Below are 23,260 nucleotides of genomic sequence, written 5' to 3'. Positions count from 1 at the left end.
GCTTGTCGGATGAACAGGTTCGCGCGACGAGGGCAGCGCCCCTCCGCATGCTCTCACCGCATCAGCGTTCGGTCCCTATGCCGACCACGCCATGTCCACCTGGGGTGACCTCGACGAGTTCAAGCACTTCCTTGCCCGGCTCCTCGAATTGCTCATCCTCGAAGAACTCGACGGCTTCTTCCATACCGAGGCCCTGATGAACGGAAGCACCCGTTGGATGACCGGACCTACGCCCGGGTCAGCGCCTCTTCAGGACGTGGTCCGTACGATTCTCAAGCTGGTAGCGCGGGTTCGATTTCCCTCACCCGCTCCAACATCAAAGCCCAGCTTAAGAATGTGATCTAGGGCTGGGCATCCTCGTTTCCCTGGCGCTGACGACTCCGAGTAATCCTGTCGCGGCTGAAGACCGCTACCGCGGAAGGCGCAGCGGAAGCCTACGAACGCAGACTTGAAGTGGCCGCCTGCAACCTATGCGGTCGCGAGCTGTCGGTGATGCAACCTTAGAGGCTCGACTTCAGTGGTGTCGTCGTCGACGACGAGCTCGACGCGGAACCGAACCCCCATTGCCGCACCGAGGCGCAGCAATGTCGCTATATCCGGAATGCCGCCACCGCCCTCGATGCGAGACAGGGCGGGTTGGGACATCCCACCAAGCCGGAATGGTCATCTCGAATAGAGGGTCTGTGATCGTGTAGAAGGTCCCGTCGAAACTGATCACCGCTCCGCCTCTCTCTGCTCCTCCGGGAGACCATAACGAGATCGACACCGACAAGCAGGTGACGCAGTGGCAATCGCCCCCGGCCTTATCCATAACGACGACCAGGAGGCGCACCATAGAGCCGTGGTTCTCCAGGGCGCCCCTCTTCTCAAGGCCGCCCGTCTCTGTCCCGCCGACGTTCGAGCCGGGGAAACCGGCAGTGCCTTATGGGTGGAGCACCTCCGTACCGAGCCGGGCGCGACCGATCGCGATGCCGTCGGCGGGACCGCCGCGCAGGCTCATTCCGGTCACGCCTGGGCGCTCCGAGGCGTGCACCCGGACCGACCCGCCGGGCCATGACAGGTCCAGCGCCGAGTCGTCTTCGGTCACCCGAGCCCCCAGCAGTTCCCCGAAGACGAGCCGGGAGAACTCGAGGTCCGTCGAGCCCAGATGCGTGGTCCCCAGCCGTGCGACCGCTCCCGGTGCGGTCTCCCACAGCGGGGTCCACCACAGCGGCTCGGTGGCTCCCCGGGAGCTGGGGAGGTTTTCGACGTCACGGGTACGAGTCGACAGCAACCGGTCGACCGGCGGGTAGCTCCGATCGGACTGCGCGAGTTGGATGACGACACCGTGCTTGGCGTCCGGCGCGATGAACGCCTCACACCAGGGCGGGTGGTCGTAGTCCTCGCCGACGACGGTCAGGCCGAGTGCGCGGGCCCGCACCACCGTCGTGCGCAGGTCCGGTACGACGAAGGTGATGTGATGCGGACCCTCGCCGCGGGCGTCCAGGAAGCGGGTGAGGAACCCCTCGCCCCTCGGCTCGAGCAGTTCCAATCTCGCACCATCGTCGGCGGTGCCGACGTGGAGCAGCAGGTACCTGAACTGCGCGAGCTGCTCACCGAAGATCGGGGTCGCGCCCAGCTCGCGCCGTAGCCGCCGGGCCCAGCTCATCGCGTCGTGGACGGCGAACGACGTGTGGTCGAGGGCTACGCCGGCGATGGCGTGTCTCCTTTCACGCGGCCGGCCGCCAGGATGGCCGACACGATCATGGCGTCGCGCTGCGCGGCCAGGGCATCGAGGTCACCGGACCTGGCGGCCGTCAGTCCGTCGGCCAGCCGGGCCGCGGTGGCCTCGTCCAGATGTGGCTGACCCAGGTCGTCCCACCAGCGGTTGAAGCTGTCGGCGTACCGCTCGCAGAAGGCACCGATGCCGCCCTCGCCCGCGCCGAGGTGGAACAGCGTCGTCGGACCCCAGGCGGCCCAGCGCAGACCCGGTCCGGACGAGATGGCGGTGTCGATGTCGTCCACGGATGCCACGCCCTCGTTGACGAGGTGGATGACCTCTCGCCACAGGGCCGCTTGCAGCCGGTTGGCGACGTGGCCGGGGACTTCCCGCTTGACCTCGATCGTCACCTTGCCGACGGACTCGTAGAAGTCACGGGCCCGGTCGACGACGTCGGCGGCCGTCCGGTCGTTGCCCATGACCTCGACGAGGGGGATCAGATGCGGCGGGTTGAAGGGGTGACCGAGGACGAACCGGTCCGGATGGTCCCAACCGGCCTGCAGTTCTGTGAGGGTCAGGCCGGATGCCGACGACGCCACGATGGCGTTCTCGGCGAGGGCGGGTTCGATCTCGGCGTACAGCCGGTGCTTGAGCTCGATCCGCTCGGGCACGCTCTCCTGGACGAACTGGGCGTCCGCGACCGCCGTACGCGCGTCGGCGCACACGAGCAGTTCGCCTTCCGGCTCGGCCCGGGTCGTCAGACCGAGCTCGATCAGGGCCGGCCACGCTGTCTCCACCGCGCGGCGGACCCGCCCTTCCGCGGCCGGGTCGGGATCGAACAGCGTGACCGACTTTCCGGCGGCCAGGAACAGGGCGGTCCAGCTCTGGCCGATCACTCCCCCGCCGAGCGAGGCGACACGGGTGACCTCGACGGGCGCCCAGGCGCCCGCGGAAGGGGCCGCCTCGGAAAGGGCCGCCTCGGAAGGGGACAGCTCAGAAGGTGACATGGTCGGCTCCCTTGAGACCGAGCCGCTCGCGGGCCTGTGCCGGCGTGGCGACCTCATGCCCGAGCGCCTCCACGATGCCGCGGATCTTGCGTACCTGGTCCGCGTTCGACGTCGTGAGCTCGCCGGGTCCGATGAACAGGCTGTCCTCCATGCCCACCCTCAGGTTGCCGCCGAGCATGGCGGCCTGCGTCGCGAACGGCATCTGGTGGCGGCCGGCGGCGAGCACCGACCACTCGTAGTCGTCCCCGAACAGCCTGTCGGCCACCGTGTGCATGTGCTGGAGGTTGTCGAGGTCGGCACCGACACCGCCGAGCACACCGAAGACCATCTGGACGAAGAAGGGCGGCTCGATCCAGCCCTGGTCGATGAGCCAGGCCAGGTTGTAGAGGTGGCCGAGGTCGTAGCACTCGAACTCGAACCTGGTCCCGTGACCGTGGCCGAGCTCCTTCACGACGTACTCCAGGTCGGCGAAGGTGTTCTTGAAGACGAAGTCGCGCGTCATCTCCAGGAAGGCCGGCTCCCAGTCGTGCTTCCACTGCGAGTGCTTCCGCAGCATCGGGAAGATCCCGAAGTTCAACGAGCCGACGTTCAGCGATGCCATTTCCGGAGAGGTCGCGACGGCGGCCCGGAGCCGCTCCTCGCGGGTCATGCCGAGTCCTCCGCCGGTCGAGACGTTCAGGACGGCGTCGCAGGCGTCCTTGATCTTCGGCATGAAGTCCAGGAACAGCTCGGGCCGTGGGTCGGGCCGGCCGGTCTCGGGGTCGCGAGCGTGGAGGTGGATGATCGCCGCCCCCGCTTCTGCGGCCTCGATGGACGCGGCGGCGATCTCGTCCGGCGTCACCGGCAGGTGCGGTGACATCGTCGGCGTGTGAATGCCGCCGGTGGGTGCGCAGGTGATGATGACAGGCCTTGGCATGGCCGTACCTCTAGACGGTGCGGGTGGGGACGGCGTCCCCGTGATCGCGCTGGGCCGCGGTCCCTTCCACCCATGTCCGGTAGGCGTCGAGGACGAGGCCGTGGAAGTGATGCACGCCGTGCTCGGACAGCCCCGAGCCGGACGGGTCGTACACGATCCGGCCCTGGTCGAAGGCCGGGGTGTTCATGCCGCGCTGGACGCTCTCCACGATGGAGATGTCCTGCTGCTGCAGCACCTCGTCGATGTACCGCACTGCCTCCACCTCGGCGTCCATGAGCTCGGCCGTCTCGAAGTAGAAGTCCCAGGTCTCCAGGGTGCGATCGGGACCGGCCGGAATGACCTGCAAGACCATGAAGTTGCCGCGACCGGGATATCGCAGCAGACACGTGTTGGGCCACAGCCACCACACCGCGTGCTCCGTCACCGAAGCGCCCGAGACGTCGTACGCGGTGTTCTCCTGCTTGCCGGCCTCGGCGAAGTGACTCGACCAGATGCCGTGGGTCTTCACCTCGTAGGTGTCCATGTCGACGAGCTCGACGAACTCCTTGTGGGCGATGTGACAGTGGTAGCACTCCAGGAAGTTGTCGATGACGTTCTTCCAGTTGGAGGCGATGTCGTAGGTCAACCGCTTCGCATGGGTCAGCCCGGCCACATCGGGGGCCCACCTGGCGATCTCGGCCGCCAGATCCCCGGCCTGCTCGCGCAGAGGAGCGGCGGCCGGGTCCAGGTTCACGTAGACGAATCCCCCGAACTCCTCCACCTGCACCTGGTCGAGGCAGATCTCGCTCTTGTCGAAGGTCGCCATCTTGTCGGCGCGACGGGCCGCCTTCAGCTGCCCGTCCAGGCCGTAGGTCCACGCGTGGTAGGGGCAGACGATGTTGCGTGTCGTGCCGGAGCCCGTGAGCAGCTCATGGGCACGGTGCTTGCAGACGTTGTAGAACGCGCGCAGCGCTCCATCGCGATCGCGGACGATCGCGATCGGCATGCCGGCCACCGTGGCCGACACGTAGCTGCCCGGCGACGCGAGCTTCTCCACGTGACAGGTCCACTGCCAGGTGCGGGCGAAGATCGCCCGCATGTCGGCCTCGAGCCACCGAGGGTCGGTGTACGCCTCCGCCCGCAGCGACATCGATCGGTCAGGGGACTCGTGGAAACCGGTGCCGACACGGCGTACGTCGTCAATCGTGACTGGTGCCATGATTGGGAGCATACGAGTGTTTGAACGACCGTTCAATGCCCTTCTGGACGTCCGTCCAGTTTCGCCGCCGCGACCGGTCACTCGGCGAGCGCGATCTCCTCACAGCGGGCGACGCTCCGGCCGATCGCGGCGTGATCGAGCCCCAGCAGGGCCGTGAGCCACAGACCGTTCTGGATGACGTTGATGTCGGCGGCCCGCCTGTCGCACTCGCCCCGCGGCAACCCGGGACGGGCCGCGCGAATGAGCTCGGCGAGCCCGGCTCGATAGCGTTCCTGGGCCTCAGTGTTGATGCGCTCGAAGTCCTCGTGAGCCTGGGCCAGCGCCCAGAGCTGAAGGCGCAGGGACAGATACTCTGTGGTCAGGAACTCCGGGTCGGCCACCCGCTTCAGCGCGGCACGCAGCCGCTCTTCCGGTTCCAGGGCGGGGTCCGGCTCGACCAGCGCGATGTCCTGCTCCTCGATGCGGTGCAGGGCCGCGCGGATCAGGCTCGTCTTGTCCTCGTAGTAGTAGTTGACCAGCCCCAACGACACCCCGGCCGCACGCGCGACGGCCCGCATGCTGACCCCGGAGATGCCCTGCAGGGACAGCAGCCGAAGCACCGCATCGAGGATCCGTGCCTGCCGATCGACTTTCTCGTCGGCGTCCACCGCACGCACGGGCCTCAGACTCACAGCTCACAACCCTAGTGGCGGAAGCTCGCCGGCCGGTCCGGCCTTCTTGACCGGACGGCCATCCGTGATCAGTGTGAGTGGCGGGGCGTGGCGCTGCCGCTGCCCCCGATGAGGAAGTCCAGGTCCGCGCCCCTGTCGGCCTGCATGACGTGCTCGCTGTACAGCCGTACCCATCCCCGGTCGGCGGCCGGTTGCGGAGGCCGCCAGGCGGCGCGGCGGTGCTCGAGTTCCGCGTCGTCGACCAGCAGGTCCAAACGCCGCGCGGGGACGTCGAGCCGAACCGGATCACCGGTACGCACGAGTGCGAGAGGGCCGCCCACGGACGCCTCCGGGGCCACGTGCAGGACGCAGGTGCCGTACCCGGTGCCGCTCATGCGGGCGTCGGAGATCCGCACCATGTCGGTGACCCCTGCGGTGAGCAGCCGCCGCGGCATGGGCACGTTACCCACCTCGGGGAAGCCGGGATAGCCACGGGGCCCGGCGTTTCGTACCACTATGACCGTGTCGGCGGTGACGTCCAGGTCTGGGTCATCGGCTACCGCGACATAGTCCTCGATCCGGTCGAACACGAGCGCCGGCCCGGTGTGCCGGAGCAGATGGGCCGAGGCGGCGGAGACCTTGAGCACGGCCCCGGACGGCGCGAGCGACCCGCGCAGCACGACGGTCCCCGAGCCGGCGGGCTGAAACGGCTCCGCCATGGTGCCGATGACCTCTCGGTTCCAGCACCGGGCACCGCTGATGTTGTCGGCCACGCTCCTCCCGCTGACGGTGACCTGGTCCAGGTGCAGCAGGGAGGCGATCTCCTTCATCACCGCCGGGACTCCGCCCGCGTACGCGAAGTCCTCCATCAGGTACGCGCCGGAGGGCATCAGGTTCACCAGCATGGGCACATCGGCGGTGAGCGTGTCGAAATCCTCCAGCGACAGGGGGACATCGAGGCGCCCGGCGATCGCGAGCAGGTGCACCACGGCGTTGGTGGAGCCACCGATCGCGGCGTTGACCCGGATGGCGTTCTCGAAGGCCTGCCGGCTGAGCACGGTGGACAGCCGCTGGTCCTCCTCGACCATGGCCACGATCCGGCGACCGGCGGCGTGCGCGAGCGCGTAGCGGCGGGAGTCGACCGCCGGTACGGCGGCGGCCCCGGGTAGCTGAACGCCCAGCGCCTCGGTCACACAGGCCATGGTGGAGGCGGTCCCCATGGTCATGCAGTGCCCCCGGCTGCGGGACATGCAGACCTCCGCCTCGCTGCAATCGGCCGCGGTCATCCGCCCGGCGCGCAGTTCCTCGGTGAAGCGCCACACATCGGTGCCCGATCCGATGTCGCGGCCACGGAACTTGCCGTTGAGCATCGGGCCACCGGTGATCATCAGAGTCGGCAGGTCGACGCTGGCCGCGCCCATCAGCAGCCCGGGCGTGGTCTTGTCGCACCCGGACAGCAGCACCACCCCGTCGAGCGGGTTGGCCCGGACCAGTTCCTCCAGCTCCATCGACAGCAGGTTGCGATAGAGCATGGTCGTCGGCCGCATCAGCGGCTCCCCCAGGCTCATCGCCGGGAACTCCAGCGGCAGGCCGCCGCTCTCCCACACCCCGCGCTTCACCGACTCGGCCAGGTCGTGCAGGTGGGCGTTGCACGGCGTCAGCTCCGACCACGTGGTGGCGATGCCGATCACGGGCCGGCCGTCGAAGACGTCGTCCGCGAACCCCTGGTTGCGCATCCACGATCGATGAATGAACCCGTTGCGTCCTTCCGCTCCGAACCACTCCTGGCTGCGCAGCGGGCGATCCGTCATCGACATCGGCACACCTTCCTGTCATCTGTCCGGCCGCCGGAGAGGCGGCGATCAATGGGCAAGCGCTTGATCGGCGGAAGACCGGCCCCGGCCTACCTCAGGCCTCCGACGGACAGTCCGCCGCGCCAGTGTCGTTGGAGGGTGAAGAACGCGATGATGAGTGGGATCACCGACACGAGCGCGCCCAGGATGATGAGGCTCCACAGAGAGGTGCTGCCCGCGTTGTTCGCCGAGGCGATTCCCTGCCAGACGCCGAGTCCGACGGTGACCGGGAAGAGGCGGTTGTCCGAGAGCATGGCGAGGGGCAGGAAGTAGTTGTTCCAGGACGCCACGGCCGACAGGAGCAGCACCGTGACCACAGCGGGCCGCATCAGCGGGAACGCGACCTGGAGGAACGTCCGCACCTCACCCGCGCCGTCGGCCCGCGCCGCGTCCAGGATCTCGTCGGGCACCGCGTCCCGCGCGTACACGTGCATCAGGTAGACCCCGAACGGGTTGAGCAGCGATGGGAGGATCACCGCCCAGATCGTGTTCGTCAGGCCGAGCCCGGAGAACATGACGAAGGTCGGGATCACCAGGGCGGTCGCGGGCACCATCAACGCGCCGAGCAGGATCGAGAAGCCGAAACGTCTGCCGGCGAAGCGGTATTTGGCGAATCCGTAGCCCGCCATGACGGCCAGGATCGTGGCGCCGAGCCCGCCCGCGAGCGCGTACAGCGTGGAGTTGAGAATCCACCTGCCGTAGATGCCACCGTCGTAGGTGAACAGTTGCCTGAGGTTCTCGAAGTAGTCGATCCGGTCGGTGAACCACAGTGTGCTGCCGCCGCCGAACAGGCCGGGGGCGTCTTTGGAGCTGTTGACGATGACCCACCAGAACGGCACCAGGAAATACACGACCAGGAAGCCGAGGAGCACCTGCATGGGCAGGTTGCGTTGTGGCGGGCGGCGTGCGCCGGAGCGGCCGGTTCTCATAGAAAGCTCCTCCGCTTACGGGTGAAGAACAGGAATGCGTAGACGCCGACGAACACGAGCCCGCCGAGGGCGAAGGAGATCGCCGAACCGTAGTTGAAATTCGCGAGCGCGAACGCCTGCTGGTAGGCGTACATGTTGGGGGTGAAGTCCGGTCCGATGGTGCCGGCCGCGAGGGAACGCAGAAACTGCGGTTCGTTGAAGAACTGCAGGGTGCCGATGAGCGAGAAGACCAGGATCAGGAGCACCGCGGGAGCGATCAGCGGAATTTTGATCCGGAGCGCGATCTGCCATTTTCCGGCGCCGTCCATCCGAGCGGCCTCGTAGAGCGCCGGGTCGATCCCCTGCAGCGCCGCGTACAGGATGATCATGTAGTAACCGGCCCACTGCCAGGTGACGATGTTGACGAGGCCGTAGAAGATCAGGTTGCTGCTGAAGATGTCCGGAGCGGTGGCGCCGAACAGGCCGAAGATGTCGGAGAGCGGCCCGAAGCTCCTGCTGTACAGGAACCCCCACATGACGGCCCCGATGACCGTGGGAATCGCGTACGGCAGGAAGATCATCAGCCGCGAGAACCGGGTGAAAAGGGAGGTGACGGCATCCAGGATGAGGGCCAACGCGAGCGCGACGATGATCTGCAGCGGAATGGCGACGAGGGAGAAGCGTACGACGAACCACGCCCCGGAGAGAAAACTCGGGTCGGTGAACGCCTTCACGTAGTTGTCGAGGAAGACGAAGCTGGTGCCGCCGATCAGTTTCTTCTGGAAGAGGCTGAGATAAAGCGCGTACACGAGCGGCGCGATGAGCAACGCCAGAAAGACGATCCCGAACGGCCCGACGAAGAGCCACCCCATCAGGTGCTCACGAAGGCGCACCTTGCCGCGGACCTTGTGCGGTTTCTCTTGACTGCTCGGCACACTTTCCTCGATCAGGAGGGTCATCTTGGGCTCCGAGATGTCGATGCTGGGAGTCTCGGGTGGGCCAGACGGTCGAGGACGGCCTGGCCCACCCTGCTTGTCACTGAACGGTGAAGCCCTGTTCCTTGGCGTACTTCACCACGTCCTCCTGAATGCGGTCGGCGGCCTGCGCACCGGTGACAGAACCCTCGATGATGGCACTGACCTGCTTCGTCATGGCCTCGAAGTAGTACTGGCCGAACGGGCTGTAGGTGACGCCCTTGTAGGCGTTCGCCGCGGGGACGTAGACCTCCTTGTTCGCCTGCTGACCATCGAAGAACGACACCTTCAGGTCCACGAATTCGGGATCGTTGAGCGCCTTGAGGTTCATCGGGAAGATGATCTGGTTGGTCCAGCCGTCGGTGAGCGACTTCTCGTCGGCGTAGAGGCCGTACGCCGCCTTCGCCGCCAGTTCCGGGTTCTTCGCCTGACTCGTCACGGAGAAGGCCGACCCGCCCCAGTTCACCTGAACCGGGTTGTCGGCGTCCCACTGCGGGAGCGGCGCCACCGCGAACTTGCCGGTGTCCTTGCCCTTGCCGACGCCGGCACCGGTGAGGTAGCCGGGCGCCCAGGCCGCCGAGATGTACGTCGCGTACTTACCGTTGATCACACCGGAGATGTACTCCGGCGTGAACTGGTTCTGCGTTCCGACCAGCCCCTTGCGCACGAGGCCCGCCCAGTAGTCGAGCACGTCCTTGGACGCCTGGTCGTTCAGGTTGATACCGATCAGCTCCGGCTGCGCCGGGTCGTAGGTGAACGGCACGGCGCCCTTCTGAATCTGCAGCGCCATCGTGACGGCCGACACGTTCGCCCCCAGGTCGCCGAACAGCGGGCCCCCCGCGTCCTTCACCTTCTGCGCCGCCTGCTCGTACTCGGCCCACGTCTTCGGCGGCGTGATGTCGTACTTGTCGAAGATGTCCTTCCGGTAGATCATCGCCATCGGGCCGCCGTCCACGGGCACGCCGTAGACCGCGTCACCGATCGAGACGTCCTTCCACGCGCCCTCGCTGTAGTTCTCCTTCACGCTGTCAAAGCCGTACTTCTTGATGTCGACGAGCGCGTTCTGGATCTGGAAGGTCGGGATCCGGTCCATCTCGATCATGATCACGTCTGGCGCACCGGTGCCCGCCGAGATGGCCGTCTGGAACTTGCGGTACTGGTCACCGCCCTGGCCGACGTTGGTCCAGCAGACCTGCACCTCGTTGCTCAGTTCGTTGAAGTTGTCGACGACGAGTTCCATGTTGGGGTACCAGCCCCAGAAGGTCACGACCGGCAGGTCCTTCTTGCTGATCGTGTTCGTGCAGTTGCTCGCGTCGTTTCCGGTCACGTCGTTTCCGGTCGCTTCGCTTCCACCGTTGCTCGCGCTCGCGTTGCTCGCGCCGCCTCCCCCCGTGGAGGAACAGGCGGCGAGCACGCACGCGGCGGCGAGCATGGCTGCGGTGGCCAGTGGTCTTCTCGTCTTCGTTGACATGATTTCCCCTCCGGGATCGCTGCGCACACGGGTCATGCGCCGCCGCTGAGGCCGAGCGATCGACCGGAACGGGGCACGGGTGATACGACCCCGCGCCCCGTTCTTCGTGCCGATCCTCATGTGAGCGCTCACATGCCGCCGATGCCCGATGAGCACCACCTGGGGCGGGAGCGTGGCACCCCCGGCGGCGTGGCCTCGAACGGGCGGGCCCGGCTAGCGCTTGAACAGGCGCGGAGCCAGGTCGATGAGGTTCTTCTGCCACACGTCCCAGCCGTGCGGCCCGGGGGTCACCCCGTCGAACTCGTAGCGGATACCGAGGTCGTTCAAGGTGTTCAGGGACGCCATGAACGACGGGTACACGAAGTCGGTCTGGTCACCGACGTACAGACGCAGCAGCTTGGTCCCGTTGTTGATCGCCTCGGCGTCGACGCCGGCACCGCTGCCGAACCCGGCCGAGAACGCCGCGATGTAGGCGAACTCGCCCGGATGCGCCTTGAGCACCCCGAAGGTATGTCCACCGCCCATCGAGAGGCCGGCGAGCGCCTGCTGCGACGGGTCGCTGGAGATGTTGTAGCGGGCACGGGCCGCCGGGGCGATGTTCTCCCGCAGTTCCTTCGTGAAGTTGGACACGTTGCCGTTGCCCATCACGACGACCATCGGCACCAGGTCCCCGTCGAGGAACTGGTGGTCGAGGATCTGCTTGGCGCGTCCCATCTCGACCCAGTCCGTGTAGCTCTGGCCGCCACCGTGCTGGAGGTAGAAGACGGGGTACGGCTCAGCGCGGTCGGGGTCGTATCCGGGTGGGGTCCACACCAACGCGGTCCGGTCCTGGTTCGCGACGTTGCTCCGGTACGTCAGGCTTTCGACCTTTCCGCCCTGGCCGTCGGGAACGTCCGAGAGCAGACGCGACGCCTCTCCGGGGATGAGGAAGGTGCTCCAGGTCGGCTCGGTCGTCACCTTCGTCGGGTTCGACACGTCCTTGACCGCGACCCGATCCACGATCACCCGGTAGTAGTAGAACCACGGGTCCAGCGGACCCACGGTCCCCCGCCACCGGTCGCCGTCGCGGGACAGCGGAACGCGCAGCCAACTCCCGCCGGGAGCCCAGTTCGCCCACACCGTGACGTGCTGAGCGTCCTTGAAGTCGGTCGTGGTCTCGAAGGTGACGAAGCCGTCCTCGGTCAGGAACGGCGTCGGGGTGGTGCCGGCGGCCGGCGGGTCGAACTCGCCCTTCAGCGGCCCGTGACCGGCGCTCGGACCGTGATCCGACACCGTACGGAACAGCCGCGGCACGAAATCGATCAGGTTCTCCTGCCAGGCGCTCCAGTTCGCCCCGGCGTCGGGGTTGACCCCATCGAACTCGTAGTCGATGCCGGCCTCGTCCAGCGCCTTCGTCAGGCGGTTGGTCGCGTTGTACGCGGGATCGGTCACGTTCCCGGTGTACAGACGCACCAGCTTGACGTCGCGGTTGATCGCGTTGGCGTCCGCACGGCTGACGCTCTCCTCCAGAAGACCCGAGAACGAGCCGACGTAGGCGAACCGACCGGGGGTGGTCAGCGCGGCACGCAGCGCCCGCGTCCCACCCTCGGACACACCGGCGATCGCCTGGTGCGCCGGGTCGCGGAGGACGTGGTACTTGTCCGCGGCCGCCTTCCGGAGGTCCTTCAGCTCCTTGTCGTCGTCCGACGCGTCGCCGTCGCCGATCACGACCACCATCGGCGCCATGGCACCCTGGGCCGACAGGTTGTCGAAGATCTGCTTGGCCCGGCCGAGGTCGAGCCAGTCGGTGGCGGTCCCGTCATCACCGGACCGCAGGAACAGCACCGGGTAACCCTTGGGCCCCTTGGCCTGGTACCCCGGCGGCGTCCATACCAGAGCCGACCGCTCCTTGTTCTTTACGTGGTAGGTCAGGGTCTCGACCTTGCCACCCTGCCCCTGAGGCGCGTCCGCCAGCAGGCGCGCCGAGTCACCCTGGACGAGGAACGTGCTCCAGAGAGGCTTGGACGCCACACCGGTCCCGTTCGTCGGATCCTTGAGCCCCTTGGTGTCATCGCCCGTGACCTGGTAGTAGTACAGCCCCGGCTTGAGTGGGCCGAGAACCCCCGACCAGGCATCGCCACGACGGGTGAGACCGAACTCCGCCCAGGTGAAGGAGGGGCCGAAGTTCCCCTCGATGACGACCTGCGACACCTGGCCCACGTTGGCCTGGACGTAGGCCGCCGGGACGGTGAACGACGCATAGCCGTCCTCGGAAACATCCAGCCACGGCGTGTCCGCCGCCGCCGGTCGCGGCGCGAGCAGCACCGCCGCGATCGCCATGACTCCGGCGACGATCGCCGCCGAGAGCCGGCGCACGCCCGTGGGGCGCACGCCGCCGTGATACTGTAACGTCATAGAAAAGCTCCTTTGACGGCCGGCAGCGGATGGCCCCGACTTGCCGGCCCGGCTTATCAGTCGGATGTGTTGTGGACTCTGTGTCTACACCTCCGTCTGTCGTGGGTCTGCCTTATTCACCTGAACCTCAGGTGAGCCTGCGTGCCACGCTGTGGGCGTGTGTCACGGTTCGGTCGTGACCCTCGGTGATGCGGTGGAGCCGCGGACCACCAGACGGGTCGGGAGCAGTATTTGCCGGGGGCCCTCCCACTCACCGGTCACGAGCGACTTCAGCATGCGTGCGGCCTCGTACCCGAGTCGGTACATCGACTGGTCCACCGTGGTCAGCCCCGGCTCGGCCAACGCGGCCTCCGGAATGTTGTCGAAACCGACCACCGACAGGTCGCCGGGGACGCTGAGCCCCAACTCCTTCGCGACCTCCAGAACCTTCAGGGCCATCCCGTCGCTCGCCGCGAAGATCGCCGTCGGACGGTCCGCCCTTTTCAGCAACTCGCGCGCCAAGGGGACCGCGGACTCGGGATTGAAGTCCCCTCTGCCGATCAAGGCGGGATCGACGGGAACACCGGCTTCGGCCAGTGCCCTGCGGTAACCCTCCTCACGCGACCATGCCGCAGCCAGGCTGGAACGGCCCGCGATGAACCCGATACGCCGGTGCCCCAGGTCGAGCAGATGCTCGACCACCGTGGTGGCACCCGTGAGGTTGTCCGCCGTCACCGACGGCACCGTCGAGTCCCGCACCGGATCGATGACCACGACCGGAGTGCTGGTCCGCACCTCACCCCAGGGGGTGACCACGATGCACCCGTCCGTGAGCGTGCCCGACAGGCGGGTGAGATGCCGCTGCTCCCAGCCCTCCGAATACGTCCCGTAGAGATCACTGTTGGCGTAGATGATCAGGTCGAAGCCCGACTGGGTCAGCGCGTCCATCACGCCCTTGAGCACCTCGGCCGTATAGGACTGGAAGCTGTGGGTCACCAGGCCCAGAACGTTGGTACGGCTGCGCCGCAGGCTCGCCGCCACGAGGCTTGACTCGTAGCCCAGCCGCTCGATGGCCGAACGTACCTGCGCGATGGTGCCGGCGCTGACGCCGTACCGGCCGTTCACCACCCGGGAGACTGTCGCGGTGGAGACACCCGCCAACCGCGCGACGTCACTCATCGTCACCGGTGCCCCACCCTCGGCCATATCGTCCTCTTTTGCTGCAATCGTTATCGGTTACGTTTCCAGCAAAGTAAGCGATAACGATTGCGAACACAAGCCCCTTTCCGGTCTCTCAGTACACTGACCGCGTCCCCGGAAGAGAAGGCCAGATCAGGCGGGCGGGCCGGGGCATGGCGACCTATGAGCGCGGAGTCGAAAGGCGCGTCGCCCACAATGGACACGGCGAATTCGGCGCCGGCTCGCAGGCGGAAGCTTGACGACCTCACAGGCGTCAACGTTCGCCGACGGTCGGCGCCGAGTGGCCGGTGTCCGGCGGATGACGTGGACGACGTGCCCGACGGGTGGCGAAATGCCGTTCCTCCGCCACCCGCCCGGAACTAGCGCCCCTCCCGCCAACCTTTGCCCCGTCGCGTCGCCCAGGGCAGCACCTCGCCGCGTTGGAGTCGTCGCTCGTAGCTCCGCTACTCAGCTCCTCCTCCGCCTTGCGATGCACCACCCTGGACACCGCTCCTTCCGGGCAAACCTTGGCGGTCGCGGCACTAGCGGTCTCGCCTCACCACGCCGTCATGCCCGCCCGAGCGGGCCACGTGAGGTCGCCGGCGGCGGTTCGCCGACGCCGACCGTGCCCGCATAGACCTTTTCGACCTCCGGCCGGTCGGCGCCGCCGGTGATGGTGAACGTGCCCGCGTGGGTGTGGGTGTGGGTGTCGGAGGAGAAGCCGACGTACACCTCGATGTGTCCGGTCTCCACGGTGTAGTTCATGTCCCGGTCGTAGAAGCCGAGCTGGCCGGTGGGCAGGTGGAACCGTACGACCGATCGCCGCCCGGCATCGGCGGACACGCGGGCGAAGCTCTTCAACTCGAGCACCGGCCGGGTGACCGTTGCCCGCGGGTCGCGAATGTAGAGCTGGACGACCTCCTCACCGGCTCGATCGCCGATGTTGGCCACGGTGACCTCCACCGCGACGCCGTCCCCGGCGGTCACCTCGGTGCGGTCCAGCGTGGCCTGTTCGATGACGAACGGGACGTACCCGAGCCCGTGACCGAAGCGGTAGCGCGGGCGAACGGGCGAGTCGACGTAGTCACCGTGCCAGTGCGACCGTCCGCCGGACACCTTGTGTCCATAGAAGACGGGTATCTGCCCCACGGAGCGCGGGTAGGAGATGGGCAGCTTCCCGCTCGGGCTCACCTCGCCGAGCAGAACCTCGGCGATCGCCTGCGCCCCGGTCTGTCCGGGCAGCCAGGCCATCAGCACCGCGGCGCACTTCTCGTGCAGGAAGTCGCCGCCGACCGGTCGACCGGCGACGAGCACCGCCACCACGGGGGTGCCGGTGGCGACGACGGCACGGACCAGGTCCTCCTGGACACCGGGGAGATCCAGGCTGGACCTGTCCCGCGACTCTCCCGTGGTGGCCCGGGTCGTCAACCCCGAACGATCTCCCATGACCAGCACCGCGACATCGGCCGCCGCGGCGGCGGCGACCGCCTCGTCGAAACCGTCCCTCGATGTATCGATCACGTCGCACCCGCGCGCGTAGCGCACCCGGTCGCCCAGGCGGGCCGTGAGCTCGTCACGCACCGTGGGCAGCCCGTCCGTGCTCTCGTCGATCTCGAGGTCGTCCGGGATCGTCATCATCTGGCCGAGCAGGCCACGCCGCTCGCGTGCCTCCGCCAGCGACTCGACATGCGCCGCGAAGGAGTAGTCGCCGAGGAGGTGCCGGGCGTCGTCCGCGTTCGGCCCGATGAGGGCGATCGTTCCGGTGCCCGGCCGCAGCGGCAGGATGCGGTCGTTCTTGAGCAGGACGAGGCTGCGGCGAGCCATCTCGAGCGCGACCTCCCGGTGCCGCTCGGGGTTCACGGTCAGCGCGACCACGGCCTCGTCGACGTAGGGGTTCTCGAACAGGCCGAGCTCGAACTTGTGCCGAAGAACCCGTGAGACCGCTTCGTCCAGTTCCCCTTCGTCGACCTCTCCGGCGTCCAGGGCGCCTGCCAGCGCGCCCGCGTACGCATCCGTCGCCGGAAGCTCGACGTCGGTACCCGCGGTGAGCGCCAGAGCCGCCGCCTGCCGCTTGTCCTCGGCGAAGCGGTGATACGAATGGAGATCGTCGACGGCGAAGTAGTCCGACACGACGGTCCCCGCGAAGCCCCACTCCCCACGGAGGACATCGTTGAGGAGCTGACGGTTGGCGTGGCAGGGGATCCCGTCCAGCTCGTGGTAGCCGGCCATCACCGACTGAAGGCCCGCCTCGCGGACCGCCGCCTCGAACGGATACAGATACACCTCGCGCAGCAGACGAGGCGGCAGGTGCGCGGGCGCCCAGTTCAGCCCACCCTCGGACGCCCCGTAGCCGACGAAGTGCTTGGCCGTCGCGATGACGCCCTCCGTAAGAGAAGAACCCTGGAGGCCCCGGATGAACGCCACGCCCATGCGGGCCACCAGGTGCGGATCCTCCCCGTAGGTCTCCTCCGTCCGGCCCCATCGCGGGTCCCGTACGACGTCCAGCACCGGTGAGAGCCCCTGGTGGCTTCCCATCGCGCGCATCTGCTCGCGAACGGCATCCGCCAACCGCCGGTTGAGCTCCGGCTCCCAGGTGCTCGCGACACCGATCGCCTGGGGGAAGACGGTCGCTTCACGCGCCATCAACCCGGAGCACACCTCCTCGTGCACGATCGCCGGGATCCCCAGCCGGGTCTGCGTCACCAGAAAGCGCTGGATCTCATTCGCCACCCGCGCCACCTGTGCCGCCTTGAGGCTGGTGGCTCCCGCGATGCGAGTCACGTGCCCCAATCCGTGCCGAAGGACCGTACGCGCCCGCTCGGCCGAGAAACGGCCGCCCTCGATCACCGAGAACGCCCAGGCGCTCCCCAACTGAGCGAGTTTCTCCTCCCGGGTCATCCGAGCCATCAGATCCGCCACGCGCTCCCCAACGGACGCGGTCGGATCGGCGTAAATCGCCGCAGACTCCCGCCTCACAGTGGTCACCAGGTCACCCCAATCACCGCTACAGCCCCTTTCCTCCGCCATCGATGGCAGCGCCAGACGCCTCTGAACGCGCCCCGGCAGACCACATCGAGACCGGCCCGTACCTCGCCGCCGCCGATTCCCCCTCCGGGTGAGTGAGCCCTCCCGAGCGAGATTCGGACCACCCGGGGACAGCGTGGGTCGCCCCCCGTGGCGACGTCGATCACGTGGATCCCGCCTCTTCGCAAACGTAATCGGTAACGTTTACAATCCAACCGTTACCGATCACGTCCACTTTGTCCAGAGCTCGCACCGAAGACCCTCACGCACCCGCCGGCCCGACACTCCCGTGTCGGAGCCGGGCCGTCCGCGGAGTCGCGGTACGAAGGGAGCCACCTGCCGGTCACGACCCTGACCGCTGAAGCCCGCCCGCCCGGCGGCGACCACTGCCGCGACAGAAGGGAAACCCAAGTGCACATCGTTCGATACCGGCGGCATACCGACCCCGGCCCACGCATCGCAGTGTTGAACGACGGCGTCCTGTCCCCCCTGCCGGTAGCCGGCATGTTCGAGCTTCTTCAGCACCGGAAAGAGGAGATCGAACGGATCTGCGCCGACGCCGCCCCCGACTGCTCGGTCAGCGAGGTGCGGCTGCTCGCGCCCGTGGACGGCGCCATGGAGGTGTGGGCCTCAGGCGTGACCTACCTGCGCTCTCGCGATGCGCGCGTGGAGGAGAGCGCCCTCAAATCGGTCTACGAGCTGGTCTACGACGCCGAGCGTCCCGAGCTGTTCTTCAAGTCGCCTGCCTGGCGGGTGGTCGTCGACGGCGAACCCGTCGGCATCCGCTCCGACTCGGCGCTCAACGTTCCCGAGCCCGAGCTGGCCCTGGTGGTCAACCGCTTCGAGGAGATCGTCGGCTACGTTGTCTGCAATGACATGAGCTCACGATCGGTGGAGGGCGAGAACCCGCTCTACTTACCGCAGGCCAAGATGTACGCCGGCGCATGCGCCCTCTCCGCGGGCATCAGACCCGCGTGGGAGGTCGAGCCCGCCGATCTCGCCATCCGCCTGACGGTCGCTCGCGACGGCACCGTCATCTGGGACGGCACGACCTCCACCAGGCAGATCCGGCGCCCGTTCACCGAACTGACCGCCTATCTGTTCCACGCCGAGAACCATCCCCATGGGGTCGTGCTCTCCACCGGGACCGGCCTCGTGCCCGATCTCGACTTCCGGCTGCACGCGAGCGACGTGATCACGGTGACGATCGACCAAGTCGGCGAGCTCAGCAATCCGGTGGTCGTGGGCAAGGAGCACTTCGGCTTCCTGACGACCCCGTGACGCCAGAGGCGATCACCGCCCCACTCACGACGTCCTGAAGAGTCGGCCAGGTAACCGTCATCCGGGGGCAGGGAGCGGAGCGGGCGGGAGCGCGGACCGCACGGGAAGCCCGCGGCCGGAGGGCTTCGCAGCGGACCGGAGCGGGTCACACCGTCCAGGCCGGATCCCGGCCGATGACGCCGAGCAGGCGATCGAACAGCGGGGCGTCGTCCGGCACTGCCACCGGCGGCCCGAAGACACCGCGTTGCCTGCCCGTCTCCACCATCTGGTCGGTGAAGTGCAGCACCCGTGCGACGGCCTCGGGATCCGGCTCGTACCCCTGACCCGTGGCTCTGGCCAGGTCCCAGCCGTGCACGACCATGTCGACGAGGTACATATGGCCCAGCGCGGTCATCGGCATGCCCATGGCGGGACTGGTGCCCTCCCACGCCTCGGGCCGCGACCAGGCGGCCAGCGTGCCCTCCGCTCGCTCGGGGAAGTCGCCCGCGTAAGACCGCTGCTCGGTCATCGGCCCCTTGCGAGCCAGCGACTCGAACAGCTCCGCCACCCACTCGAGGTGGTTGATCAGGTCCTTGACGTCGAACTTCGCACACGGCGTCGGGAGCCCGAGTTGCTCCTGCCGAACCGTCCGCACCAAGCCGGCGGTACGTTCGGTGGCACGCCTCATCAGCGGCATCATGTCTTCCATGGCGACCAGCGTGCCCCGCCCGCCCGGAGGGCGGCTTGTAGAAACGCGACAGCGCGGCTGGGTCGACCCGTACGCCGGGCTCAACGCCTTCGATTTCGTCCGGCAGGCGCCATCACCCGAGATCGCGGCGTATGTGGAGCACTTCTGGGTCGTCACGTGGACCGATCTCGCCGAGCCGTACGAACAGCGCATCGTCTCGCACCCCACCGTGAACATGACCATCGCCCGGGACTTCCGCCGGATCGCGGGAGTGATCAAGGGCGGCTTCTCCTACACCATGCGAGGCAGCGGCCGCGTGCTCGGCACGCGCTTCCGCCCGGGTGGTTTCCGGCCGTTCCTCGGCGGTCCGGTGTCCCGGCTGACCGGCCGGTTCGTGGAGATCGGCGACATGTACGGCGCGGCGGGCGTGACCCTGGTCGAGCAGGTCCTGGCAGAACCCGACGTCCGGGCCGCCATCGCGCTCATCGAGACGTTCCTCCTGAGCCTGGGGCCAGATCACGATCCGCTGGCGGAAGAGGTCGCGGCATTGGTGGCGATGGTGGAGAGCGACGTGTCCGTGACCAGGGTCGACGAGCTGGCCGCCAGATCGGGGCGGTCCGTACGCTCGTTGCAGCGGCTGTTCCGGGACCATGTCGGCGTCGGCCCCAAGTGGGTGATCCGCCGCTTCCGCCTGCACGAGGCCGCGGAGCGGGTCTATCAGGGCCTCGACCTCGCCACGCTGGCCGCCGAGCTCGGCTACACCGATCAGGCCCACCTGACCCGCGACTTCACCGCCGCGGTCGGCATGCCCCCAGCGGCCTACGCCCGGCTCGCGGGCCCGGCCTGATCAGAATCGCCGTGACGCCACCTCAGCGGCCGCTCACCATGTGGGCCCTGCGGGGTGAAGACGAGAACGGGCGGACGGCTCGGCGAAGCCTAGAATTGGGCCATGCCGATCGACCTGAGTCTGCTTCACGGCGTGCGGTGGCGGGGGCAGGCGGTGGTCGGCGATAGGGCTCAGGCGCTGCTCGCCGCCCTCACGCTCGCCTCCCGGGCCGTGAACGCGGACCGCCTCGTCGCGGAGGTGTGGGGGGAAGACGAGCCGGCCAATCCGGCGAAGGCGCTGCAGGTCCTGGTGTCCCGGACCAGGTCGGTCGTGGGGCCCGAGGCACTGGCCACGGAAGGGGGCGGCTACCGGCTCGTGGTCGCACCCGGCCGGATCGACGCCGGCCGGCTGCACGGTCTGGCGGACCGGGCGCGGGCGCTGCTCGCCGAGGATCCGGCCGCGGCGGCAGCGGCGGCGGAGGAGGCCCTCGCACTGGGCGCCGGGGTGCTGCCTCCCGAGGGCGACGGTCCACTGGCCGAGGTGCGCCGGCGCGCGGAACGCGACCTGGCGTCCGCGCGGGTCGTGCTCGCCCGGGCCCGGAGCCGGAGCGGCGAGCACGGCACCGCCCTTCCCTGGCTCGAGGAGGCCGTGCGCGTCCACCCCGACGACGAGGGGCTGCTCGCCGACCTCCTGCACAGCGAGGCGGCGGTGCGCGGAACGGGTGCCGCACTGGACCGCTTCGAGCGCTACCGGTCGGATCTGCGTGACCGGGTCGGCGCCGACGTCGGCCCGGAGCTGCGGCGAGTCCATCGTGAGCTGCTGGCGCACGACAGTCCCGTACGGGCCGGCGTGCGGTTCGACACGACCCCGCTGCTCGGCCGTGACGACGACCTGCGTCGGGTGCGGGCACTGCTCGCCACCTCCCGGGTGGTGTCGATCCTCGGTCCGGGCGGGCTCGGCAAGACCCGGCTCGCCCATGTCGTCGCCCGCGAGGCCCAGCAGCCGGTGGTGCACTTCGTCGAGCTGGTCGGCGTGACCACGCCCGAGGACCTGGTCGGCGAGGTCGGGTCGGCGCTCGGCGTCCGCGACTCGGTGACCGGACGCCGCACGCTCACCCCGCGGCAGCGCGCCGACGTCCGTACGCGGATCGCCCAGCAGCTCGATCTGGCCCCGGCGCTGCTGGTGCTCGACAACTGCGAGCATCTGGTGGAGGCGGTCGCCGACCTGGTCGCCTATCTGACCGCGACGACACGGGAGCTGCGCGTCCTCACCACGACCCGCTCGCCGCTGGCGATCGCCGCCGAACGCGTCTATCCGCTGCCCCAGCTGGGCACCCGCGACGCGGTCGAGCTGTTCCGCGACCGCGCGACCGCGGCCCGGCCCGGTGTGCACCTCGACGAGGATGACGTGCGTGCCGTCGTGGCCCGCCTGGACGGTCTGCCGCTCGCGATCGAACTGGCCGCCGCGAAGGTGCGGGTGATGTCACCGGCCGAGATCGCCCGTCGGCTGGCGGACAGGTTCTCGCTGCTGCGCGGCGGCGACCGAAGCGCCCCCTCCCGGCACCAGACGCTGCTGGCGGTGATCGACTGGTCCTGGAACCTTCTCGGCGAGCGGGAGCGCCGGGCCCTGCGCCGCCTGTCGGCCTTCCCTGACGGCTTCACCCTCGACGCGGCGGAGGAGGTGCTCGGCGACGACGCTCTCGGCGATGTCGAGGAGCTCGTGGAGCAGTCCCTGCTCACCGTCGTGGAGGCGGCCGGCGGCGTCCGCTACCGCATGCTCGAGACGGTACGCGAGTTCGGCCGGGTGCGGCTGGACTCGGCCGGTGAGACCGCCGAGGCGCGGGCCGCCGTACGCGATTGGGCCGTCGGTTACGCGAACCGGCACGGCGCTCGGCTGTACTCGCCGGAGCAGGTCGACGCCATGGACCGGCTGCGTTCCGAGGAGACGAACCTCGCCGACATCCTGCGCGAGGCCCTCGCCGGCTCCGATCCGGAGGCGGTGGTGGTGCTGTTCTCCGCGCTGGGCGGCTACTGGTCGATCTGCGGGGACCATCCGCGCAGCATCGTGCTCACCCCGGCCGTCGCCGCCGCCCTGAGCGGCTGGACGCCGCCGCCCCGGCTCCTCGACCGGGCCCGGACGGCCCTGAGCATCGCGCTGTTCAGCACCGTCATCGTCCCCTTGGAAGAGACCGGGACGCTGACGCGACTGCTGTCCGGGCTGGGCGCCGACTCGGCGAACCCCGCCATCCGGGCGATGGTGACGGGGTTGCTCACGATGGTGTCGGATCCCGAGCACGGTCTGGACGAGCTGACCACCGATCCCGACCCGCTGATCCGCCGGATCGCGCTGCACTGGCTGAGCCACGGCAGGGAGAACGCCGGCGACCCGGTCGGTGCGATCGAAGCGGCCCGCGCCGCCCTCGAACTCGTCGGCGACGACGGCGGTCCCTGGCACCGGGCCGTGCTGCACACCCAGCTGGCCTCCCTGTACGCGAACCTCGGTGATACCGCGTCGGCCTCCAGGCATGCCACCGAGGCACTCCCGGTGCTCGAACGCCTCGGGGCGGTGGACGACGCCGTCCAGATCCGCGCCACCCTCGCCATGGCGGCGCTCGCCGAGGGGCGCCGCGACGAGGCCGCACAGATGATCGACGACATCGAGGCGTTCGCTCCCCAGGGCACCTACGGCGAGGTCCTGTCGGTCAGCGCCGGCCGAGCCCAGCTGGCCCTCGCCGACGGCGACATCGCCGAAGGGCTGCGGCGGCACCGCGAGACCGCCGAAGTCATCCGCGACCTGCGCGTCCCCGGCGCACCGGACGGTTTCGTACCGTGGTCCGTCCTGGGGGAGATCATCGCGCTCTCGGCGTTCGCCCAGTACGGCGAGGGCGACGACGGCGCGGACCTCTTCGAGTCGCTGCGGGCCAAAGTCCTCATCGTGGTGGATCCGGATCACAGCTTCAGGGATTACCCGGTGATGGGGATGGTGCTCGCCGGGCTGGGGATCTGGGGCCTGCTGAAGGGGGCGCTGCCCGCCGAGGATGCGATCCGGCTGCTCGTGCTCGCCGAACGGTTCGCCTACAACCGGTTCGTTCCGACGTTGCAGTGGCCGATCCTGTCCGCGCACGCCGAACGGACCGCCCCCGGCGTCATGGCCCGCATCGAGGCCGAGTACGGCGAACGGCGTGGCCCCGACCTGCTGGCCGAGGCCCGTGCCGTACTGGAGCGGGTGGTCTGA

Annotated in this window: 17 protein-coding genes; 3 read left to right on the top strand and 14 right to left on the bottom strand. The window is 68.6% G+C overall.

From position 1 onward, the window contains the following. Positions 1 to 61: 61 nt before the first annotated feature. The 13 genes from AP234_RS39150 to AP234_RS09745 all read right to left on the bottom strand — a co-directional run bounded on the left by AP234_RS39150 (position 62) and on the right by AP234_RS09745 (position 17,213). On the bottom strand, positions 62 to 184 hold the full coding sequence (locus tag AP234_RS39150; protein WP_268778033.1) for a hypothetical protein: 123 nt from the start codon (positions 182 to 184) through the stop codon (positions 62 to 64). 738 nt (positions 185 to 922) lie between these two features. Next, a complete protein-coding gene (locus AP234_RS09800; protein ID WP_268778037.1) occupies positions 923 to 1,696 on the bottom strand; it encodes a VOC family protein in 774 nt (257 codons plus the stop codon). Continuing rightward, the gene (locus tag AP234_RS09795; RefSeq protein ID WP_083501945.1) at positions 1,684 to 2,706 is read right to left on the bottom strand and encodes a 3-hydroxyacyl-CoA dehydrogenase NAD-binding domain-containing protein; all 1,023 of its coding nucleotides are present in this window, start codon (positions 2,704 to 2,706) and stop codon (positions 1,684 to 1,686) included. The genes AP234_RS09800 and AP234_RS09795 overlap by 13 nt, the downstream gene beginning before the upstream one ends. After that, positions 2,693 to 3,622: a 3-keto-5-aminohexanoate cleavage protein gene (locus AP234_RS09790; protein ID WP_055479240.1), complete on the bottom strand. Its 930-nt coding sequence runs from the start codon at positions 3,620 to 3,622 to the stop codon at positions 2,693 to 2,695. The genes AP234_RS09795 and AP234_RS09790 overlap by 14 nt, the downstream gene beginning before the upstream one ends. Positions 3,623 to 3,632: 10 nt before the next feature. After that, positions 3,633 to 4,820: an aromatic ring-hydroxylating oxygenase subunit alpha gene (locus tag AP234_RS09785; RefSeq protein ID WP_200926324.1), complete on the bottom strand. Its 1,188-nt coding sequence runs from the start codon at positions 4,818 to 4,820 to the stop codon at positions 3,633 to 3,635. A 77-nt stretch (positions 4,821 to 4,897) separates the two neighbouring features. After that, entirely contained in the window at positions 4,898 to 5,491 is a 594-nt protein-coding gene (locus AP234_RS09780) for a TetR/AcrR family transcriptional regulator (protein WP_235558061.1), read from the bottom strand. Positions 5,492 to 5,559: 68 nt separating this feature from the next. After that, on the bottom strand, positions 5,560 to 7,287 hold the full coding sequence (locus AP234_RS09775) for an IlvD/Edd family dehydratase (RefSeq protein WP_055479237.1): 1,728 nt from the start codon (positions 7,285 to 7,287) through the stop codon (positions 5,560 to 5,562). Positions 7,288 to 7,373: 86 nt separating this feature from the next. Beyond that, positions 7,374 to 8,252 carry a carbohydrate ABC transporter permease gene (locus tag AP234_RS09770; RefSeq protein WP_055479236.1) on the bottom strand — a complete coding sequence of 293 codons (879 nt, stop codon included), beginning with the start codon at positions 8,250 to 8,252 and terminating at the stop codon, positions 7,374 to 7,376. Further along, complete coding sequence (locus tag AP234_RS09765; RefSeq protein ID WP_055479235.1) at positions 8,249 to 9,190, bottom strand: carbohydrate ABC transporter permease; 942 nt, start codon at positions 9,188 to 9,190, stop codon at positions 8,249 to 8,251. The genes AP234_RS09770 and AP234_RS09765 overlap by 4 nt, the downstream gene beginning before the upstream one ends. A gap of 76 nt (positions 9,191 to 9,266) precedes the next feature. Next, positions 9,267 to 10,676, bottom strand: coding sequence for an extracellular solute-binding protein (locus AP234_RS09760; RefSeq protein ID WP_055479349.1), 1,410 nt, complete (start codon positions 10,674 to 10,676; stop codon positions 9,267 to 9,269). A gap of 213 nt (positions 10,677 to 10,889) precedes the next feature. Further along, the gene (locus AP234_RS09755) at positions 10,890 to 13,070 is read right to left on the bottom strand and encodes an alpha/beta hydrolase-fold protein (protein ID WP_055479234.1); all 2,181 of its coding nucleotides are present in this window, start codon (positions 13,068 to 13,070) and stop codon (positions 10,890 to 10,892) included. A 162-nt stretch (positions 13,071 to 13,232) separates the two neighbouring features. Next, positions 13,233 to 14,228 carry a LacI family DNA-binding transcriptional regulator gene (locus tag AP234_RS09750; RefSeq protein WP_235558081.1) on the bottom strand — a complete coding sequence of 332 codons (996 nt, stop codon included), beginning with the start codon at positions 14,226 to 14,228 and terminating at the stop codon, positions 13,233 to 13,235. A 567-nt stretch (positions 14,229 to 14,795) separates the two neighbouring features. Next, a complete protein-coding gene (locus AP234_RS09745) occupies positions 14,796 to 17,213 on the bottom strand; it encodes a glycoside hydrolase family 3 N-terminal domain-containing protein (RefSeq protein ID WP_063842833.1) in 2,418 nt (805 codons plus the stop codon). Positions 17,214 to 17,663: 450 nt separating this feature from the next. Between AP234_RS09745 and AP234_RS09740 the strand changes: the two genes are divergently transcribed. Further along, positions 17,664 to 18,533 carry a fumarylacetoacetate hydrolase family protein gene (locus AP234_RS09740; RefSeq protein ID WP_055479233.1) on the top strand — a complete coding sequence of 290 codons (870 nt, stop codon included), beginning with the start codon at positions 17,664 to 17,666 and terminating at the stop codon, positions 18,531 to 18,533. Between the two features lie 145 nt (positions 18,534 to 18,678). Here the strand turns inward: AP234_RS09740 and AP234_RS09735 are convergent, their stop codons facing one another. Next, the gene (locus AP234_RS09735) at positions 18,679 to 19,200 is read right to left on the bottom strand and encodes a TIGR03086 family metal-binding protein (RefSeq protein WP_200926322.1); all 522 of its coding nucleotides are present in this window, start codon (positions 19,198 to 19,200) and stop codon (positions 18,679 to 18,681) included. A 19-nt stretch (positions 19,201 to 19,219) separates the two neighbouring features. Here AP234_RS09735 and AP234_RS09730 point away from each other — a divergent pair, with 19 nt between their 5' ends. Together AP234_RS09730 and AP234_RS09725 are read left to right on the top strand one after the other, a co-directional pair. Beyond that, entirely contained in the window at positions 19,220 to 20,047 is an 828-nt protein-coding gene (locus tag AP234_RS09730; protein WP_055479231.1) for a DUF6597 domain-containing transcriptional factor, read from the top strand. Between the two features lie 102 nt (positions 20,048 to 20,149). Next, the gene (locus AP234_RS09725; RefSeq protein ID WP_055479230.1) at positions 20,150 to 23,260 is read left to right on the top strand and encodes a BTAD domain-containing putative transcriptional regulator; all 3,111 of its coding nucleotides are present in this window, start codon (positions 20,150 to 20,152) and stop codon (positions 23,258 to 23,260) included.

The sequence above is a fragment of the Sphaerimonospora mesophila genome (genome assembly GCF_001417795.1).
Lineage (GTDB): Bacteria > Actinomycetota > Actinomycetes > Streptosporangiales > Streptosporangiaceae > Sphaerimonospora > Sphaerimonospora mesophila.
The sequence above is the reverse complement of the archived record's forward strand: the minus strand, read 5'-3'. Positions and strand labels throughout refer to the sequence as shown.

What these genes read in the sequence shown, in the direction of transcription:
- AP234_RS09730 (WP_055479231.1), top strand. Translation starts at nt 19,220, where the DNA reads ATGGCGACCAGCGTGCCCCGCCCGCCCGGAGGGCGGCTTGTAGAAACG.
- AP234_RS09755 (WP_055479234.1), bottom strand. Translation starts at nt 13,070, where the DNA reads ATGACGTTACAGTATCACGGCGGCGTGCGCCCCACGGGCGTGCGCCGG.
- AP234_RS09785 (WP_200926324.1), bottom strand. Translation starts at nt 4,820, where the DNA reads ATGGCACCAGTCACGATTGACGACGTACGCCGTGTCGGCACCGGTTTC.
- AP234_RS09790 (WP_055479240.1), bottom strand. Translation starts at nt 3,622, where the DNA reads ATGCCAAGGCCTGTCATCATCACCTGCGCACCCACCGGCGGCATTCAC.
- AP234_RS09775 (WP_055479237.1), bottom strand. Translation starts at nt 7,287, where the DNA reads ATGTCGATGACGGATCGCCCGCTGCGCAGCCAGGAGTGGTTCGGAGCG.
- AP234_RS09760 (WP_055479349.1), bottom strand. Translation starts at nt 10,676, where the DNA reads ATGTCAACGAAGACGAGAAGACCACTGGCCACCGCAGCCATGCTCGCC.
- AP234_RS09750 (WP_235558081.1), bottom strand. Translation starts at nt 14,228, where the DNA reads ATGAGTGACGTCGCGCGGTTGGCGGGTGTCTCCACCGCGACAGTCTCC.
- AP234_RS09725 (WP_055479230.1), top strand. Translation starts at nt 20,150, where the DNA reads ATGCCGATCGACCTGAGTCTGCTTCACGGCGTGCGGTGGCGGGGGCAG.
- AP234_RS09770 (WP_055479236.1), bottom strand. Translation starts at nt 8,252, where the DNA reads ATGAGAACCGGCCGCTCCGGCGCACGCCGCCCGCCACAACGCAACCTG.
- AP234_RS09765 (WP_055479235.1), bottom strand. Translation starts at nt 9,190, where the DNA reads ATGACCCTCCTGATCGAGGAAAGTGTGCCGAGCAGTCAAGAGAAACCG.
- AP234_RS09735 (WP_200926322.1), bottom strand. Translation starts at nt 19,200, where the DNA reads ATGAGGCGTGCCACCGAACGTACCGCCGGCTTGGTGCGGACGGTTCGG.
- AP234_RS09795 (WP_083501945.1), bottom strand. Translation starts at nt 2,706, where the DNA reads ATGTCACCTTCTGAGCTGTCCCCTTCCGAGGCGGCCCTTTCCGAGGCG.
- AP234_RS39150 (WP_268778033.1), bottom strand. Translation starts at nt 184, where the DNA reads ATGGAAGAAGCCGTCGAGTTCTTCGAGGATGAGCAATTCGAGGAGCCG.